Annotated in this window: 17 protein-coding genes; all 17 read left to right on the top strand. The window is 70.2% G+C overall.

What is annotated here, in order from left to right:
* The first annotated feature begins 80 nt into the window (after positions 1-80).
* Positions 81-929, top strand: coding sequence for a CBS domain-containing protein (locus NBT67_RS12435; protein WP_251342036.1), 849 nt, complete (start codon positions 81-83; stop codon positions 927-929).
* Positions 926-2,743 (top strand): glycine--tRNA ligase, encoded by a 1,818-nt coding sequence (gene glyS, locus NBT67_RS12430; RefSeq protein WP_251342035.1) that lies wholly within the window; start codon positions 926-928, stop codon positions 2,741-2,743. Before NBT67_RS12435 ends, glyS begins: the two co-directional genes overlap by 4 nt.
* A gap of 2 nt (positions 2,744-2,745) precedes the next feature.
* Positions 2,746-3,336 (top strand): diacylglycerol/polyprenol kinase family protein, encoded by a 591-nt coding sequence (locus tag NBT67_RS12425; RefSeq protein WP_251342033.1) that lies wholly within the window; start codon positions 2,746-2,748, stop codon positions 3,334-3,336.
* Positions 3,337-3,551: 215 nt separating this feature from the next.
* Positions 3,552-4,379 (top strand): formate/nitrite transporter family protein, encoded by an 828-nt coding sequence (locus NBT67_RS12420; RefSeq protein ID WP_251342031.1) that lies wholly within the window; start codon positions 3,552-3,554, stop codon positions 4,377-4,379.
* Between the two features lie 296 nt (positions 4,380-4,675).
* Positions 4,676-6,442 (top strand): nitrite/sulfite reductase, encoded by a 1,767-nt coding sequence (locus NBT67_RS12415; RefSeq protein ID WP_251344380.1) that lies wholly within the window; start codon positions 4,676-4,678, stop codon positions 6,440-6,442.
* Between the two features lie 3 nt (positions 6,443-6,445).
* A complete protein-coding gene (locus NBT67_RS12410; protein WP_251342030.1) occupies positions 6,446-6,748 on the top strand; it encodes a DUF6360 family protein in 303 nt (100 codons plus the stop codon).
* Between the two features lie 32 nt (positions 6,749-6,780).
* Positions 6,781-7,602 (top strand): uroporphyrinogen-III C-methyltransferase, encoded by an 822-nt coding sequence (cobA, locus tag NBT67_RS12405; protein ID WP_251342029.1) that lies wholly within the window; start codon positions 6,781-6,783, stop codon positions 7,600-7,602.
* 114 nt (positions 7,603-7,716) lie between these two features.
* Positions 7,717-8,328, top strand: coding sequence for a hypothetical protein (locus NBT67_RS12400; RefSeq protein ID WP_251342027.1), 612 nt, complete (start codon positions 7,717-7,719; stop codon positions 8,326-8,328).
* Positions 8,329-8,771: 443 nt separating this feature from the next.
* A complete protein-coding gene (locus tag NBT67_RS12395) occupies positions 8,772-10,004 on the top strand; it encodes an argininosuccinate synthase (RefSeq protein ID WP_251342026.1) in 1,233 nt (410 codons plus the stop codon).
* Positions 10,004-10,864: a lysine biosynthesis protein LysX gene (gene lysX, locus NBT67_RS12390; RefSeq protein WP_251342024.1), complete on the top strand. Its 861-nt coding sequence runs from the start codon at positions 10,004-10,006 to the stop codon at positions 10,862-10,864. Before NBT67_RS12395 ends, lysX begins: the two co-directional genes overlap by 1 nt.
* Positions 10,861-11,898, top strand: a complete 1,038-nt coding sequence (gene argC / locus NBT67_RS12385) for an N-acetyl-gamma-glutamyl-phosphate reductase (RefSeq protein WP_251342023.1) — start codon at positions 10,861-10,863, stop codon at positions 11,896-11,898. The genes lysX and argC overlap by 4 nt, the downstream gene beginning before the upstream one ends.
* Positions 11,898-12,722, top strand: coding sequence for an acetylglutamate/acetylaminoadipate kinase (locus NBT67_RS12380; protein ID WP_251342022.1), 825 nt, complete (start codon positions 11,898-11,900; stop codon positions 12,720-12,722). Before argC ends, NBT67_RS12380 begins: the two co-directional genes overlap by 1 nt.
* Positions 12,719-13,840: an aspartate aminotransferase family protein gene (locus tag NBT67_RS12375; RefSeq protein ID WP_251342021.1), complete on the top strand. Its 1,122-nt coding sequence runs from the start codon at positions 12,719-12,721 to the stop codon at positions 13,838-13,840. The genes NBT67_RS12380 and NBT67_RS12375 overlap by 4 nt, the downstream gene beginning before the upstream one ends.
* A gap of 2 nt (positions 13,841-13,842) precedes the next feature.
* A complete protein-coding gene (locus tag NBT67_RS12370) occupies positions 13,843-14,907 on the top strand; it encodes a [LysW]-lysine hydrolase (protein ID WP_425498922.1) in 1,065 nt (354 codons plus the stop codon).
* Positions 14,904-15,803: an ornithine carbamoyltransferase gene (argF, locus tag NBT67_RS12365; RefSeq protein ID WP_251342018.1), complete on the top strand. Its 900-nt coding sequence runs from the start codon at positions 14,904-14,906 to the stop codon at positions 15,801-15,803. The genes NBT67_RS12370 and argF overlap by 4 nt, the downstream gene beginning before the upstream one ends.
* Positions 15,804-15,957: 154 nt before the next feature.
* Entirely contained in the window at positions 15,958-16,428 is a 471-nt protein-coding gene (locus NBT67_RS12360; protein ID WP_251342017.1) for a histidine kinase, read from the top strand.
* Positions 16,429-16,468: 40 nt separating this feature from the next.
* Entirely contained in the window at positions 16,469-18,631 is a 2,163-nt protein-coding gene (locus NBT67_RS12355) for an ATP-dependent DNA helicase (RefSeq protein ID WP_256474649.1), read from the top strand.
* Position 18,632 lies beyond the last annotated feature (1 nt).

Genomic DNA, 18,632 nt, shown 5'->3' with positions numbered 1-18,632 from the left:
CGGGTGGGCGGGACGCCCGTCGATCCGACGGCGAGTCGGTGTTCGCAGAGTATTAGAGGGTGGGCGGCGGAACGGGGAGCATGCACGTAGCCGACGCGATGACGCCCCGCGCGGACGTCGTGACCGTCGACCTCCCGGGAACCCGGGACGACGCCCTCGAATATCTGCAGGAGCGGGGCTTCTCCTCGGTTCCCGTCGTCAAGCCGACGGACGACGGCGAAGCGTACCGCGGTCTGGTCTCGCGGGACGACCTCATCGAGAACCCCGACGAGGATCAACTGGCCCTCCTGATGCGGGAGGTGCCGACGACGACGGCGGGGGCCGACCTCGTGGAGGTGGCTCACACGATGGTCGCGGAGGGGGCCCGCCGGATCCCCGTCGTCGACGGCGACGGCCTCGACGGCATGCTCACCGTGACCGACGTGATCCGGGCCATCGCCCGGGGCGACGTCGACGGCGAGACGGCGGTCGAGGCGCTGGCGACCCGCGACGTGAACACCGTCTACCGCGAGACGCCGCTGCCGGTCGCGGAGCGGGAGATCAACTACGCGAACGTCCCCTACGCGGTCGTCCTCGACGACGAGGGCGAGATGACGGGGATGCTCACGGAGGTGGACATCATCGAGGTGGCCCGCGTCGTCGAGGGCGAGGACGACACCGGCGAGAGCATCGCCAACCAGGACGACGAGTGGATGTGGGAGGGGATCAAGGCCGTCGGCAACCGCTACTACCCCACCCGGAACGTCGAGATTCCGCGCGAACCCGTCAGCACGTTCATGACCGAGGATCTGGTGACGGTCTCCGGGAGCAAGACGGCCAAGGAGGTCGCCCGCCTCCTGCTCTCGAACGACATCGAACAGGTGCCGCTGGTCGACGGCGGGTCGCTTACGGGCATCGTCCGGGACGTCGACCTGCTGGAGGGCATATGAGCGACGCCCGCGCCATCACCGAACTCGCGAAGCGACGCGGCTTCTTCTTCGGCGCGAACGAGGCTTACGGCGGCGTCGCCGGCTTCTACACCTTCGGTCCCGAGGGGGCCGCCCTCAAGCGCAACGTCGAGGCGGCGTGGCGCGACCGCTTCACGGTCCGCGAGGGCAACGACGAGATCGAGGCGCCGACGGTCGCCCCGGAACCCGTCTTCGAGGCCTCCGGCCACCTCGACGGCTTCGACGACATGCTCGTCGAGTGTGGGGAGTGCGGCGAGAGCCACCGCGCCGACCACCTGATCGAGGACGCGACCGACGTCGAGGAGGCCGAGAGCCTGCCGATCCCCGAGGTGGAGGAGCTGATCGGGACGTACGAGATCGCCTGTCCCTCCTGTGGCGCGCCCCTCGCCGGCCGGTCGGTCGAGGAGTTCAACCTCATGTTCGAGACGGCCATCGGCCCCGGATCGGGGCAGCCGGGCTACCTCCGCCCCGAGACGGCCCAGGGCATCTTCGTCGAGTTCCCCCGACTGAAGGAGTACGCCCGCAACAAGCTCCCGTTCGGGATCACGCAGATCGGCCGCGCCTACCGCAACGAGATCAGTCCCCGGAAGGGCATCGTCCGCACCCGCGAGTTCACGCAGGCGGAACTGGAGCAGTTCGTCCACCCGGACGGGGACGAACCGCCGCTCTCCCGCGTGGCGGACGTCACCCTCCGGCTCTATCCCGCCGACGAGCAGGAGGATCCCGAGGGCGGCTACGTCGAGCGCACGGTCGCCGAGGCGGTCGAGGAGGGCGTCGTCGCCAGCGACTGGGTGGCCTACTACCTCGGCGTCGCCCGGGAGTGGTACGACCGGATCGGCGTCGACGGCGACCGGTTCCGGTTCCGCCAGCACCTCCCCGGGGAGCGCGCGCACTACGCCGCGGACTGCTGGGACGCGGAGAGCGAGGTGAGCGGGGCGGCCGACGACCTCGCGGACCCGACGGCGGGCGACTGGATCGAGATCGCCGGCTTCGCCTACCGCGGCGACTACGACCTCTCGAAACACGCCGAACACAGCGACGACGACTTCACCGTCTTCGAGCAGTACGACGAGGCCCGGACCGTCGAGCGGGCGGTCGCCGACCCCGACATGAGCGTCCTCGGGCCGGAGTTCGGCGGGCGGGCCGGCGAGGTGGCCGAGGCCCTCCGCGACCTGGCGGAGCGCGACCCGTCGGCCTTCGAGAGCGACGCGGTGACCGTCACCGTCGACGGCGAGGACGTGACCGTCGACGCCGACGTGGCCAACTTCCGGATCGAGGAGCGGACCGAGGCCGGCGAACACGTCACGCCGCACGTGGTCGAGCCGTCCTTCGGCGTCGACCGCACGGTCTACACCCTCATCGCGCACGGCTACGACGAGGACCTGATCGACGGCGAGGAGCGGACCTACCTCTCGCTGTCGCCGGAGGTGGCGCCGACCGACGTGGCCGTCTTCCCGCTGGTGAGCGACGCGGCGCTGGAGGCGCTGGCCGACGACGTCGTCGCCGACCTGCGCGCCGCGGGGCTGTCGGTCACCCACGACGACTCCGGCAACATCGGGCGGCGCTACCGCCGACAGGACGAGGTGGGCACCCCGCTCTCGGTGACCGTCGACCACGAGAGCGTCGAGGCGGACCCGGCGACGGTGACGGTCCGCGACCGGGACACCACGGCACAGGTCCGCGTCCCGGTCGACGAACTCGCCGAGGGGCTGGAGGCGGTGCTCGAGACCGGCGGCGGCTTCGAGGACCTGCTCGAAGCGTACGACCGCGTCGAGACCGACGTCACGCGCTCCTGACGATGGGCGGCGAGCTCCGGCGACGGGCCGTCCACGCCAGCGGCACCGGGTTGCCGGCGCTCTACCTGCTCGATCTCGTCGAGTGGCGGACGCTGGGCCTCCTCCTCGTCGTCGGCTCCGTCGTCGCCGGGGTGCTGGAGGCGGTCAGGCTCCTCGTCGGCCTCGACTGGGCCGTCTACGAGGCGCTCACCCGGGAGTACGAACGCGACAACGTCGCCGGCTACGCGCTCTACATGTTCAGCATGACCGCCGTGGCGTGGGTCTTCGATCCCCGGATCGCGGTCCCCGGGATGCTCATGCTCACCGTCGGCGACCCGGTGAGCGGCCTCCTCGGCACGAACGAGGCGGGGCGGGCCAAACGCGTCGGCGTCCTCGCGGCCATGTTCGCGGTCTGTTTCTCGCTCGCGGCGCTCGTGCTGGCGGCCCACGTCGCGCTCCCGACGGCGCTTCTCGCCGCGGCCGTCGGCGGCGCCGGCGCCACCCTCGCCGACGGCTACACGCCCGTGATCGGGGGGTACGTGATCGACGACAACCTCACCATCCCGCCGGTCGCCGCAGTCGGCATCTGGGCCGTCCTCCGGCTCGTCGGGTAGGCGTCGGCCCGCGGCCGAGCGCGAGTACGCCATTATATGCCTTAGAAAAGATAATATGTGGAATGGACAGAGTTAAATGTAGACGTTCGGTTTCCAGAACCACACACAGATGAACAAACAGGTAGTTGCTTCGGATTCGGAAGCCGAATCGGCCACATTCCGGAGAGAATCGGTGACGGACGGGCAGCGCGGGCGGATCGCGGGGAGCGTCTGAGATGTACGACGACGAACTCGCCGACATCGCGGACGCCGCGGCGGCACAGGTGGAACTGATCGACAAGCGGCTGCCGGCGTACCTGATCCACGCCGCGATGGCGGGGGCGTACATCGGGCTGGCCATCGTGCTGGTGTTCGTCTTCGGCACCTCGCTGCTGGGGACGCCGTTCGAACCGCTCACGGGCATCGTGATGGCCGCCACCTTCGGGCTGGCGCTCAGCCTCGTCCTCATCGCCGGGTCGGAGCTGTTCACCGGCAACGCGATGATCATGGGCGTCGGCGCGCTGGAGGGGGCGACGGACTGGTTCGACCTCGGGCGGGTCTGGACCTACTCGTGGATCGGCAACCTCTTCGGGTCGGTGCTGGTGGCCGGGATGGCGGCCTACGGCGGCGTCTTCGCCGACTCGACGCTCGTCGCGTCGGTGGGGGCGACCAAGATGACGCTCACGCCGCTGGAACTGTTCATTCAGGCGGTGTTCTGCAACTGGCTGGTGGTGCTGGCGGTGTGGTGCAACTTCCGGCTGGAGAACGCCGTCGCCAAACTCGTGATGGTGTGGTGGTGCCTGCTGGCGTTCATCGGCGCGGGCTTCGAACACAGCGTCGCCAACATGACCGTGCTGACGCTCGCGAACCTCCTGCCACATTCGACGGCGGCCGTCTCCTGGGGCGGGTGGCTCTACAACATCTCCATCGTCACCGTCGGCAACGCCTTCGCCGGCGTCGTCATGATGGGTGCGGCGTACTGGTACATCAACGAGTCGTACAAGCTGGAGCTGCCGAGCGGGTCGCCCGCGACGCCGAACTTCAGTAGCGCCGACGACGACTGAGCGGCGCGCGCCGCCCGGCGCTCGCGCGGGGCGGGCCGGCGGCGCGACCCCGACGACGACCGGAAATAGGTGGACGAACGTCCATCGAACGGGGATTTCGTGAACGTATTACAACCTTATACACGGGGTATTCCATAATAAACCGGACGACTATCGACAGAGACGAGATGAAATACCCGTTTGTAAACGGATATGCTTTTACTTCGCTATCAACAGTAACTCTCGTATGCCAAACGTTGAACGTACTGGGCAGATCGATGGAAAAGATGGACGGACACCGAACCGAGGTGGTCGCGGTGAGTAACGAGAAGGAGACGTGGAAAGAGGGGATGTACGGCGACGAGGTTCGCGAGAAACTCGTCGAGTTCGCCGAGGAGGGGTGGGAGTCCATCCCCGAGGAGGAGCGGGACAAGTGGTTCTCGCGGTTCAAGTTCTGGGGGGTCTTCCACCAGCGTGACGGGCAGGAGAGCTACTTCATGATGCGCCTGACGAACGCGAACGGGCAGCTGACCGCCGAACAGCTCCGGGCCATCGGCGAGGTGGCCCGGGAGTACGCCACGGGACCGGTCGACAACCCCGAGTTCGGCGACGCGTGGATCGACCTGACGACCCGGCAGTCGATCCAGCTCCACTGGATCAACCTGGAGGACGTGCCCGCCATCTGGGAGAAGCTGGAGTCCGTCGGCGTGACGACCCGGTCGTCGGGCGGCGACACGATGCGCAACATCGTCGGCTGTCCGGTCGCCGGGAAGGACGAAGCGCAGTTGATCGAGACGAGCGACCTGCTGGAGCGCCTCCAGGAGGACCTCCGTGGCGACGACGCCCTCGCCAACATGCCCCGGAAGTTCAACATCAGCGTCACGGGCTGCCGCGAGGGGTGTGCCCAGGACGCGATCAACGGCATCGGACTCGAACCCGCCGAGAAGGAGATCGACGGCGAGGTCGTCACGGGGTTCAACGTCCGGATCGGCGGCGGTCTCGGGGGACGCGAACCGCGCCGCGCCCGCGACCTCGACGTCTTCGTCCGGCGGGAGAACGCCTACCACGTGGTCCGCGGGTTCGTGGAACTGTACCACGAACACGGCCGCCGGGACAACCGCCAGCAGAACCGCAGTCGGTTCTTCGTCGACGAGGAGGGGACGGAGGCGATCCGGGACCTGCTCCAGGCGGAGTACGTCGACGTCGACCTCCACCGCCGGGGTCGGAACTTCCGCGAGGAGTACACGTACAACGCGGGCAGGCCGCCCGAGGCGGGCAAGCACGACCACGTGGGCGTCCACGAGCAGCCCAGCGGCGACTACTACGTCGGCCTCTCGGTGCCCGTCGGACGGCTGACGGCCCGGGAGACCATCGCGCTGGCCGACCTCGCGGAGGCGTACGGCTCCGGCGAGATCAGGCTCACCCGCCGGCAGAACCCGCTCGTCATGGACGTCGACGAGGAGTCGGTGGACGTGCTCCTCGACGAACCGCTGCTTTCGACCCACCGTCCCGAGCCGACGCCGTTCGAGCGGGGCGGGATGGCGTGTACCGGCACCGAGTTCTGCGGGCTGGCGCTGACCGAGACGAAGTTGCGGCTGACGCGGACGCTGCGCTGGCTCAACGAGAACGTCGAGGTCCCCGACGACGTGGAGACGATCAAGATCCACTACTCGGGCTGTACGGCCGACTGCGGGCACGCCTACACCGCCGACATCGGGTTGCAGGGGATGCGCGCCCAGAAGGACGGCGAGATCGTCGAGGCACTGGACGTGGGCGTCGGCGGGGGGCTCGGCCCCCACCCGGGCTTCGTCGAGTGGGTGAGCCAGCGCGTGCCCGCCGACGAGGTACCCGGCGCCATCCGCAGCCTGATCGGCGCGTTCTCGGCCCACCGCGAGGAGGGCCAGACGTTCCGCGAGTGGGTCGAGGCGTTCGGCACGGAACCCATCGTCGACCTCTGTGAACCCGAGGAGACGGACTACGAGGACCCCTACATGCACGACGCCAAGCAGTCGTGGTACCCCTTCGCGGAGGGGGAGAGCCCGGCGCCGACCACCGTCGACGACGTCCCCATCTCCTCGGACTGAGCCATGCCCATCAGACTACTCGACGTGAACGCGTACACGACCTTCGACTTCGTCTCCGGGCGGGCCGTCGGCCCCGACTGGAGCGACGAGTCGGCGGCCGTCGTCGACGTCGACCGCCCGGAGGAGGCGCCGGGGACGGTCAGGCTCCGACTGGAGTTCGACGGCGCGGATCTCGATCACGTCGCGCCCCACGCCGACCACCTGACGCTGTCGCCCGAACAGGCCCGCGGCCTCGCCGCGGCACTGGAGCGTCACGCCGCGAGCGCCGAGGCCGGCGACGAGGTTCCCGGGGGGCGGGGCCGGTGACCGGCGCGGCGCGGCCACGGGGGGACCGGTAGATGCGGCCCGGAACGGTGTCTCTCGTCGGCGCGGGACCGGGCGACCCCGAACTCGTGACGGTGAAGGCCCGGCGCCTGCTCGACGAGGCCGACGCCGTGCTGTACGACTCGCTGGTGCCCGAGGCGATCCGGGACCTGGCGCCGTCGTCGGTCGAGCGGATCGACGTGGGCAAGCGGGGCGACGGCGAGCGGACGACGCAGGCGGAGATCAACCGCGTGATGGTCAGGCGGGCGAGCGCCGGCGAGGACCTAGTGCGACTCAAGAGCGGCGACCCCTGCGTGTTCGGCCGCGGCGGCGAGGAGGCCGAACACCTCGCGGCGGCGGGGATTCCCGTCGAGGTCGTCCCGGGCGTCACGAGCGCCGTGGCGGGGCCGGGGCTGGCGGGCGTGCCGGCGACCCACCGCGACCACGCCTCCAGCCTGACGGTCGTGACGGGCCACGAGGACCCGACCAAGGCCGACAGCGCCCTCGACTGGGACGCCCTCGCGCGGACGGTCACCGCGGGCGGGACGCTGGTGATCCTGATGGGCGTGGGGCGCCTGCCCGACAACGTGGCGGCGCTCCGGGCGGGTGGCGTCGACGCCGACACGCCCGTCGCGATGATCGAGCGCGCCTCCCGTCCGGAGGAGTTCGCGGTCACGGGGACGCTCGATTCGATCACGGAGCGCGCCCGGGAGGTGGGGATCGATCCCCCGGCCGTCACCGTGGTCGGCGACGTGGTCTCGGTACGGGATCGGGTGACGGACGCCCTGCGGGCGGCGGGCACCGCCCGCTCCTCCGGCGGGGCGGTCCGCGACGATCCGGCGGTGCCGACCGAGTGAGAGGCAGTCCGTAGATTCTCGCCGGACGGTCGCGGCGAGAATCGTTGGTGGCTTCCGAGACGCCCGACGAGTCGCGCAGCGAGGCTTATCGCCGCCGCCGACGTCGGATCGGGTATGGCAACCGACGACGCGGAGACGCTGGCGGGGCTCGAAACGAGTCTGGCGGAGGCGCGGCGCTTCCTCGACGAACAGCTCTCGACCATCGACAACGTCGACGGGAAGGCGATCCAGCTGTTCCAGGTGGTCACCGTCCTGGTCGGCCTGCTGTTGAGCGTGTTCTCGCTGGTCCTCGACGGTGGGGAGACGGCGGCCGCCGACTTGCTCAACGGGTTCACGCTGGCCGGCGTGGCCTGCCTCGTCGGGGCGATGGCGGCGGCGGCCGTCACCTACGCCACCGGCGAGTACCACGTCGGCATCGGCTCGGACGACATCCGCTGGATTCTGGACGAGGGCGTCGACGACGAGGCGTTCCGGATCACGCTCCACCGGAACCTCCTGGCGGGGTACGCGGACTGGATCGACGCGAACCAGCGCGCGAACCGGCGACAGGGAGCGTTCATCACGGCGACCATCCTCGCTATCGTCTACGGAATCGCCTCGCTGTCCGTCGGCGTCGTCGCCGTGTTCCTCCCGGCGCTGTGGGTGCCGTTCGCGACGGTCCTGCTCGTCGTACTCGCCGGAATCACCCGGGAACTCGCTCCCCTCTCCCGTCCGCGCCGGGCGTGAGCCGTCGGTCGCCGCCCCCGTTCGGCCGAGAACCCGACAATAGAGCTATATCCTCCGGCGACGTCTCCAGTAGCATGCCCGACGACGAGCGACGGTTCACCGGCGGGACGGTGTACAAGCGGTTCACGCCAGCGGACGAGGAGGAAGAAGAGGAAGAGGAAGAGGAAGAGTAACCTCCGCGGACGCCGTTCGCAAGATATTTGTATCGAGACGGGCTGTAATCCGACAATGGACCGGACGGTGACCCCCTCGTCCGAACTCGTCCGCCCGACGTCCGCGGTCCGTCGACCGCGACGACTGGGCCGTTAGGCCCACCCACTCCACTCCTCCAGTCCCGTGTTTCCCGACCCCCCAGCGATCGTGTCCGTGAGCGTCCCGTTTCGCATTTAATTTCAATAATAAAAGCGTAGAATATAAGTCCGAGAAGGGCGAAGTCGCCGGTAATGACACGTGTTGCACTCGCGTTCTCCGGCGGACTCGACACGACAGTATGCGTCCCGCTCCTCGAGGAGGAGTGGGGGTACGACGAGGTCGTCGGCGTCACGGTCGACGTCGGCCAGCCCGACGCGGAGTTCGCCGAGGCCGAGGAGACGGCCGAGGCGCTGGATCTGGAACACTACGTCGTCGACGCCAAGGCGGAGTTCGCGTCGCAGTGTCTGGAGTCGGTCCGGGCGAACGCCACGTATCAGGGCTATCCGCTCGGGACGGCGCTCGCGCGCCCGGTCATCGCCGAGGCCATCCTCGACGTGGCACGGGAGAACGACTGCGACGCCGTCGCCCACGGCTGTACGGGCAAGGGCAACGATCAGTTGCGCTTCGAGGCGGTCTGGCGCGCCTCCGACCTCGACGTGATCGCGCCCGTGCGCGAACTCGGCCTCACCCGCGAGTGGGAGATGGAGTACGCCGCCGAGAAGCAACTCCCGGTGGAGGGCGGCAACGAGGGCGTCTGGAGCATCGACACGAACCTCTGGAGTCGCTCCATCGAGGGCGGCGATCTGGAGCAGCCGGGGCACGTGCCGGGCGAGGAGATCTACGACTGGACGCGCTCGCCGTCGGGCGACAGCGAGGAGGTCGAGATCACCTTCGAGAACGGCTACCCCGTCGCCGTCGACGGCGAGGCGATGGAGCCCATCGCGCTCATCGAACACCTCAACGAGGTGGCCGGGGAGTACGGCGTCGGGCGGACGGACATGATGGAGGATCGGATGCTCGGGCTGAAGGTGCGCGAGAACTACGAGCATCCGGCGGCGACGACGCTCCTGAACGCCCACGAGACGCTGGAGAGCCTCGTCCTGACGAAAGAGGAGCGCGACTTCAAGCGGCGCGTCGACGACGAGTGGTCCCAGAAGGGCTACGAGGGGCTGGTCGACGCGCCCCTGATGGAGGCTCTGGAGGGCTTCATCGACGCGACCCAGACCCGCGTCACCGGCACCGTGACGATCCGGTTCGAGGGCGGACAGGCCCGCCCGGTCGGCCGCGACAGCGAGTACGCCGTCTACGACGAATCCTTCGCCTCCTTCAACACGGAGGACGTGGGGTCGATTACGCAGGCCGACGCGACGGGCGTCGCGAAGTACCACGGCTTCCAGGAGCGTCTGGCGGCGAAGGTGCTCGCGGAAGCGAAAGGCGACGGGACCGAAGCGGTGACCGACGGCGCGGACTGGAGCGAGGAGTGATGCACGTCGGACTGCTGTACTCGCGGATCCGGCGGGACGAGAAGCTCCTGCTCTCGGAACTCCGGGACCGCGACCACGAGGTGACGAAAATCGACGTCCGGAAGGAGCAGTTCAACATCGGCGAGGCGCCCGAGGCGTTCGACGACGTCGACATCGCGGTCGACCGCTGTCTGGCGACGAGTCGGAGCCGCTACGTGACGCGCTTCCTCGACGCCTACGGCGTGCCCGTGATCAACGCGGCCGACACCGCCGAACTCTGTGCGGACAAGGTGAAAAACAGCCTCGTGCTGGAGGACGCGGGCGTGCCGACGCCGAACACCGACGTGGCCTTCACGACCGACAGCGCCCTCGAATCCATCGAGGCCTTCGGCTACCCCTGCGTCCTCAAGCCGGTCATCGGCTCCTGGGGGCGGCTGATGGCCAAGGTGGACTCCCGGAGCGCCGCCGAGGCCATCCTCGAACACAAGGCCACCCTCGGCCACTACGAGCACAAGGTGTTCTACATCCAGGAGTTCGTCGAGAAGCCCGGGCGCGACATCCGCGTCGTCGCCACCGACGGCGAACCGGTCGCGGCGATGACGCGCAGTTCCGACCACTGGCTCACCAACGCGGCGAAGGGCGGCGAGGTGAACGAGTTCGAGGTGACCGACGAGGTGGCGGACCTGGTGAAACGCGCCTCCGACGCCGTCGGCGGCGGGTTGCTCGGCGTCGACCTGATGGAGACGGGCGACTCCTACACCGTCCACGAGGTGAACCACACGGTGGAGTTCAAGGCGCTCGACTCCTGTGTCGACTTCGACGTGCCCGCGACCATCGTCGACTGGCTGGAGACCAAGGCGGCACAGGAGGCGACGGCGTGACCCACGCCGCGAGCGTCGTCGGCGCCAGCGGCTTCGCCGGCGGCGAACTCCTCCGGCTGCTCGACGGCCACCCGGAGTTCGAGGTGGCCCAGGCGACGAGTCGGAGCTACGAGCGCAAGACGGTGGGCCACCAACACCCCAACCTCCGCGGGATGGACCTCCGTTTCACCTCGCCGACGGACCTCGAGTCCGTGGACGTGCTGTTCGCGGCGACGCCCCACGGCGTCTCGATGGAGCGCATCGACGACTTCCGGGACGCGGCCGACACGGTGGTCGACCTGAGCGCGGACTTCCGGCTCGGGAGCGAGGAGCAGTACGACGAGTGGTACGACGGCCACGAGCGGCCCGAACTGCTCGCCGAGGCGGAGTACGCCCTGCCGGAGCTCAACCGCGAGAGCCTCGCCGGCGCGGACCTGATCGCCTCCGGCGGCTGCAACGCGACGGCGACCATCCTGGGGTTGAAGCCCCTGTTCGACGCCGGGATCCTCGCGGGCGACGAGCGGGTCGTCGTCGACGTGAAGGTGGGCTCCTCGGAGGGGGGCGCCGGCGGCGGCGCGGCCTCCTCGCACCCCGAGCGGTCGGGGATCGTCCGCCCGTACGCCCCGACGGGCCACCGCCACGAGGCCGAAATCGAGGAGTTCCTGGGGCTCTCCGTCTCCTTCACCGTCCACGCGGTGGACATGACCCGCGGCGCCGCCGCGACCTGTCACGTCTTCCCGGACGGGCCGGTGAAGAAGAAGGAACTGTGGGGCGCCTACCGCGAGAGCTACGGCGACGAACCCTTCATGCGCACCGTCGCCGGCGGTGGCGGCGTCTACCGCTACCCCGAACCGAAGGCGGTGGCGGGCACCAACTACGGCGAAGTGGGCTTCGAACTCGATCCCGGGAACCGCCGGCTCGTGGTCTTCTCGGCCATCGACAACATGATGAAGGGGTCGGCCGGGCAGGCGGTCCACGCCGCGAACGTCGCGCTCGGCATCGAGGAGACGGCCGGCCTGGAGTTCCAGGGACTCCACCCCGTGGGGGCGCCGTAATGACGGTCGTGGTCAAGATCGGCGGCGCGAAGGCGGTCGATCCGGCCGGCGCCGTCGGCGACGTCGCGGACCTCGTCGCGTCGGGCGAACCCGTCGTCGTCGTCCACGGCGGGTCGACGGCGGTCGACGACCTGCTTTCCCGCCTCGACATCGACCCCACGTACGTCGAGACGCCGGACGGCGTCGTCGGCCGGTTCACCGACGAGGCGACGATGGAGGCGTTCACGATGGCGATGGGGAAGGTGAACACCGACCTCGTGGCCGCGTTCCGCGAGGCGGGCGTCGACGCCGTCGGCCTCTCGGGGGTCGACGGCGGCCTCGTCACGGGCGCGCGGAAGTCCGCGGTGCGGGTGGTCGAGGACGGCAAGAAGAAGATCAAGCGCGGCGACCACTCGGGGAGGATCGAGTCGGTCAACGCCGAATTGCTGGAGACGCTGCTGGCGGACGGCTACACGCCCGTCACCGGGCCGCCGATGCTCGCCGACGACGGCGTGCCGGTCAACACGGACGCCGACCGGGCGGCCGCGGCCGTCGCGGGCGCCCTCGGCGCGCGGCTGGTCGTCCTCACCGACGTGGCCGGGGTGTACGCGGATCCGGAGGATCCGGCGACGCTGATCGAATCGGTGACTACCCCCGCGGAGTACGACGCGCTGACCGACGCCGCGGAGGGGTTCATGAGGAAGAAGGTGATGGCCGCGACGGAGGCCCTGGAGTCGGGGTCGCCCGAGGTGGTCGTCGCCGACGCCAACGCCGACGCGCCCGTGACGGGGGCGCTCGGGAGCGGCGGAACACACGTTCACGCGAGCGCACTGGAGGACACATGAGCGGGTTCGTCTTCTCGGAGAAACCGATCGGCATCGAACGCGGCGAGGGGGTCACCCTCTACGCCGACGACGGCACCGAGTACCTGGACTTCGGCGCGAGTTACGCCGTCGCGTCCGTGGGCCACTGTCACCCGCGGGTCGTCGACGCCGTGCGGTCGCAGGCCGAGGACCTGCTGTACGTCCAGGCGTCCTACCCGGTCGCGGCGCGGACGGAACTGTACGAGAAGCTGGCGGCGGTGTCGCCGCCCGGCCTCGACAACGTCTGGCTGTGTAACTCCGGCACGGAGGCCAACGAGGCGGCGATGAAGTTCGCGCGCAACGCCACCGGGCGGTCGAAGATCGTCGCCACCCGCCGGGGGTTCCACGGCCGCACCCTCGGCGCCCTCGCGATGACGTGGAAGGACAAGTACAAGGCGCCGTTCGAACCGCTCGCGGGTGACGTGGAGTTCGTCTCCTACGGCGACGCCGAGGAACTCGCCGACGCGGTCGACGAGGAGACCGCGGCGGTCTTCCTCGAACCCATCCAGGGCGAGGGCGGCATCCACCCCGCGGATCCGACGTACCTGCGCCGGGCGCGCGAGGTGACCGAGGAGGCGGGCGCGGCGCTGGTCTTCGACGAGATCCAGACCGGCGTCGGCCGGACGGGGACGCTCTGGGCCTGCGAGCGCGCCGAGGTCGAGCCGGACATCCTCACGACGGCGAAGGGGATCGCCAGCGGCCTGCCGCTGGGCGCGGCGGTCTGTGCGGACTGGATCGCCGACGCCGACCCCGAACACGGGTCGACGTTCAGCGGGGGGCCGGTGGTCTGTGCCGCGGCCAACGCCACCCTCGACGTCGTCGTCGAGGAGGACCTCCCGACCCACGCCGCCGACGTGGGGAGCTACCTGATGGAGGAGCTCGAGGCGGCCGACCTCCCGATCCGCGACGTGCGGGGACGGGGGCTGATGATCGGCGTCGAGGTGAAGCGGGGGTCGAACCGCCTGCTCCGCGACCTGGCGCTGGAGGAGGGGATCCTCGCGCTCCCGGCTGGGCGGACGGTCCTGCGCCTGTTGCCGCCGCTGATCGTCGAGGAGAGCCACGCCGACCGCTTCGTCGACGCGCTGGAGGCGGTACTGTGACGGTGAGCGAGTCGGCGGCGGCGGAGTTGACCGACGCCCAGCGGCTGCTGGTCGACCTCGTCTCCATCCCCTCGCCATCGGGCGAGGAGGCGGCGGCGGCCCGGCGGCTGGTGGACTTCTTCGAGGCCCACGACCGCGACGTGTGGATCGACGAGGTGGGCAACGTCCACGCGCCGGCGAACGACGACGTCCTCCTGACCTCCCACATCGACACGGTGCCGGGCGACATCCCGGTGGAGATCGAGGGCGAGGGCGAGGACCGCGAACTGTGGGGGCGCGGCAGCGTCGACGCGACCGGGCCGCTCGCGGCGATGGCCGTCGCCGCGGTGGCGACGGGCGTGAGCTTCCTCGGCGTCGTCGGCGAGGAGGTCGACTCCCGGGGCGCGCGCCACGTGATCGAGAGCGACCGCGCGGAACCCGGCGCGGTCGTCAACGGCGAGCCGAGCGGGTGGACGGGCATCACGCTCGGCTACCGCGGCCTGCTGGCGGGGACGTACGTCGCCACCAGCGAGTCGGGCCACACCTCCCGCCCGGAGAACAACGCCATCCAGGACGCGATGGACTGGTGGTCCCGGGTCGAAGAGGAGTTCGACCCCGACGAGTACCTGCCCGTCTTCGAGCGGGTCACCTGCAAACCCACCTCGTTCGAGGGCGGGACCAGCGTCGACGGGCTCTCCGTCGAGGCGACGATGGAGGTACAGCTCAGGGTTCCGCCGAAGTACACCGTCGACGACGTGCGCGAGATCGCCGACGGCCAACTCGACATCGGCACCGTCCACTGGTACGACCACGTCCCCCCGGTGATGGAGAGCCCGCGGACGCCCGTCGCGCGGGCGTTCCGCGCGGCCATCCGGGAGGCGGGCGGCGATCCGCGGCTCCTCCGCAAGACGGGGACGGCCGACATGAACGTCTTCGCCTCGGCGTGGGACTGTCCGATGGTCACCTACGGCCCCGGCGACTCGGACCTGGATCACGCGCCCGACGAACACCTCCGCCTCGCGGAGTACGACCGCTCCATCGACGTGCTGATCGACGTCTGTGAGCGCCTGACGGAGGTGGACGCGTGAGCGTCGAGACGACCGACCTGCTGGACGTGGACGACCTCACGGCCGCGGAACTGGCGGCGGTACTGGACCGCGCGGCGGCGATCAAGGCCGGCGAGGACGACACCGACCTGCCCCGGCAGACGCTCGCGATGGTGTTCGAGAAGCCGAGCACGCGCACCCGCACCTCCTTCGAGACGGCGATGACGCGCCTCGGCGGTCACGCCATCTTCCTCGGTCCGGACGACATCCACCTCGGCCGCGGGGAGCCGGTGAAGGACACCGCCCGCGCGCTCGCGGGCTACGCCGACGCCATCATGGCGCGGCTGTTCGACCACGCGGACGCCGAGGAACTGGCCGAGTACGCCGACGTGCCGGTCATCAACGGGCTGACCGACGACGCCCACCCCTGCCAGACGCTCGCGGACCTCCTGACGATCCGCGAGCGGTTCGGCGGGTTCGACGACGTGACCGTCGCGTGGGTGGGCGACGGCAACAACGTCGCCCAGTCGTTCGTCCTCGGGGCGGCGCTCGCGGACCTGGACGTGACGGTTTCGACCCCGCCGACCTACGGCGTCGACGGGGCGGTGATGGACCGCGCGGCCGAACTCGGGCGCGCGCCGACCGTCGTCGAGGATCCCGGCGACGCCGTCGCCGACGCGGACGTCGTCTACACCGACGTCTGGGTGTCGATGGGCGAGGAAGACGAACGCGAGGAGAAACTGGCGGCGTTCGAGGGCTACCAGGTGAACGCCGACCTCCTCGCGGGGACCGACGCCGCGGTGATGCACTGTCTGCCCGCCCACCGCGGCGAGGAGATCACCGACGACGTCGTCGAGAGCGACCGCGCGATCGTCTGGCAGCAGGCCGAGAACCGCCTGCACGCACAGGCGGGGCTGCTGGTCGAACTGCTGACGTAGGCGGACTGCCGACGGAAGCGGTCGTGCGTCGCCAGCGCACGACACCCGAACGCAACTACCGGACGACGTGACAGTTCATTATCCTTTCGGGGCGGTGTGTGGGCGGCGCCCGACTCCCGAAGGGGGTTCTCCCCGGAGCGCGTCGGCGTCGTGTATGGCGACGATAACCGACACGACCGACGACACCGGAGTCCGGAGCGGCAACTGGCGGGCGGGCGTCCTCGGCGGGATCGGGGGGGCGCTGGTGATGGGCGCGCTCGTCCTGGCGATGAACCCGCCGACGCTGGCGGTGGCGATCCCCTCGCTGTACGGGCTGGCGCCGCCGCCGAACCCCGGCCTGGGGATGGTCGTCCACGTCTCCCACGGGGCGGTGCTGGGCGTGGTCTTCGCGGCGCTGGTCGGGGCGGCGGCGGTCGAAGAACCGGTGCGGATCGTCGGCCTCGGGATCGCGTGGGGGGTCGCGACGTGGATCGGCCTCGCGGCGCTGCTCATGCCCCTCTGGCTGGGCGCGGTGGGGTCGCCGGCGTCGCCGCCGTTCCCCAACTTCGCGCCCCCGTCGCTGCTGTGGCACGTCGTCTACGGCGCGGTCCTCGGGGCCGTCTACGTCGCGACCGAGGGCGTGTGACTGCCGAGGGTTTTAATCCCGGCACGCGCAAGTCTCTCCCGTGGCAGACAGGGCGGGACACGAGCGGTTCTTTCCGTACGAGTCGCCGTATCCGAACCAGCGCGAGGCGATGGACCGGATCGCCAACGCGCTCGCTCGCGGTCAGGACGTGCTGATGGAGGGCGCCCCCGGGACGGGCAAGACGCTGTCCGCCCTGGTGCCGGCGCTCGCCCACGCCCGTGAGGAGGACCGAACGGTCGTCATCACGACGAACGTCCACCAGCAGATGCGCCAGTTCGTCGAGGACGCCCGCGCCATCGCGGCCGAGGAGCCCATCCGGGCGGTGGTGTTCAAGGGCAAGGCCTCGATGTGCCACCTCGACGTGGGCTACGAGGAGTGCCGGAGCCTCAAGGAGACGACCCGGTCGCTGGTCGAGGCCGAGCGGGACCGCCGGGAACTCGCCGAGCGAAGCGAGGCGCTCCTCGACGACGCCCGGGCCGGGGAGGAGGAGGCCGCCGAGGCCCGCTCGGCCGTCCTCGACGAACTCGACGGACTGGCGGAGGAAATCGAGGACCTGGAGTCGGCCAACGTCTGCGAGCACTACCGCGCGAACCTCACCCGCGACACCGACGACTTCCACGACTGGCTGTTCGAGGGCGTCCGAACCCCGGAGGAGATCTACGCCTACGCCGACGAGCGGGGGCTCTGTGGCTACGAACTCCTCAAGGAGGGGATGGAGGGGATCGACCTCGCGGTCTGTAACTACCACCACCTGCTCGATCCGTCGATCCGCGAGCACTTCTTCCGGTGGCTCGGGCGGGAGCCCGCCGAGGTGATCACCGTCTTCGACGAGGCTCACAACGTCGAGTCGGCGGCGCGGGACCACGCCACGCGGACGCTCTCGGCGCGCACGCTGGAGGGGGCGCTCTCGGAACTGGCGGACGCCGACGACTCGCGGGCCGGGCGGGCGAGAAACGTCGTCGAGGCGTTCCGGTCGGGGCTGGAGACCGCGGTCGACGACGCCCTCGGCTTCGGCGAACGCGAACAGGTCGGCGAGGAGTGGCACGAACTCGGCATCGCCAACGAGGACCGGCGGGACGACCTCACCCTCGCCTTCCTCGACGCCTACGAGGGCGGGGGGATCGACGCCGAAATCGACCTCGCGCGGCAGGTGGGCGAGAGCCTCGACGAGGCGTACGAGGAGGCCTACCGCCGGGGCGAGACGACGACCCGAAAGGAGTCCGCGACCCTGCAGGCGGCGGGCTTCATCGCCGACTGGATGGGCGAGGGGGCCGACCTCGGCCGGCACCCCATGGCCGCGGTGCGCCGCGACGCGGGCACCGACGAGGTGTACGGCCGGGCGGAACTCTACACCGCGATCCCCCGGCAGGTGACCGAGGGGCTGTTCGAGGAGGTGGCCGCGAGCGTGCTGATGAGCGCGACGCTCCGCCCGTTCGACGTCCTCGGGGACGTCCTCGGCCTGTCGGACCCGGTGACGCTCGCCTACGGGCTTGAGTACCCCGAGGAGCGCCGGCGGACCTTCGCCGTCGAGGGGCCGGCGCTGTTCGCGAGCGACCGCGACGACCCCGAGACGCAGGCGACGGTGGCCGAGACGCTCGACGACGTGGTCCGGATGACGCCCGGGAACGTCCTCCTGTTTTTCCCCTCCTACGGCGAGGCCGAGCGGTACCACGACCTGCTCGACGCCCCGAACGCCTACCTCGACGAGGCGGGGACACCGACGGAGGACCTCCGAGCGCGGTTCGTCGCCGACGACGGCGCCGCCCTCTTCACGTCGCTGTGGGGGACCCTCGGCGAGGGGGTGAGCTTCGACGGCGACGACGCGCGGGCCGTCGTCGTCGTCGGGGTTCCCTACCCCAGCCTCTCGGAGCGGCTGGAGGCCGTCCAGGACGCCTACGACCGGGTCTACGACGACCGGCGGGACGCGGGGTGGCGCTACGCCGTCGAGATTCCGACGATCCGGAAGACCCGACAGGCCCTCGGGCGGGTGATCCGCTCGCCGGACGACTACGGCGTGCGCGTCCTGCTGGACAAGCGCTACACGCGCGCCGGGCGCGACATGGGGAAGTACGGCGTCCGCGACTCGTTCCCGCCGGAGGAGCGGGACGAACTCATCGACGTGGCGCCCGAGAAACTGAAGTTCGCGACGCTGAACTTCTTCGCCGACCTGGACGCCTACGACGGCGATCCGCCGTCGCCGTGAG

Origin of the sequence: Haloplanus sp. GDY1 (assembly GCF_023703775.1) — an archaeon.
Lineage (GTDB): Archaea > Halobacteriota > Halobacteria > Halobacteriales > Haloferacaceae > Haloplanus > Haloplanus halophilus.
This window is presented reverse-complemented; position numbering and strand designations above follow the sequence as displayed.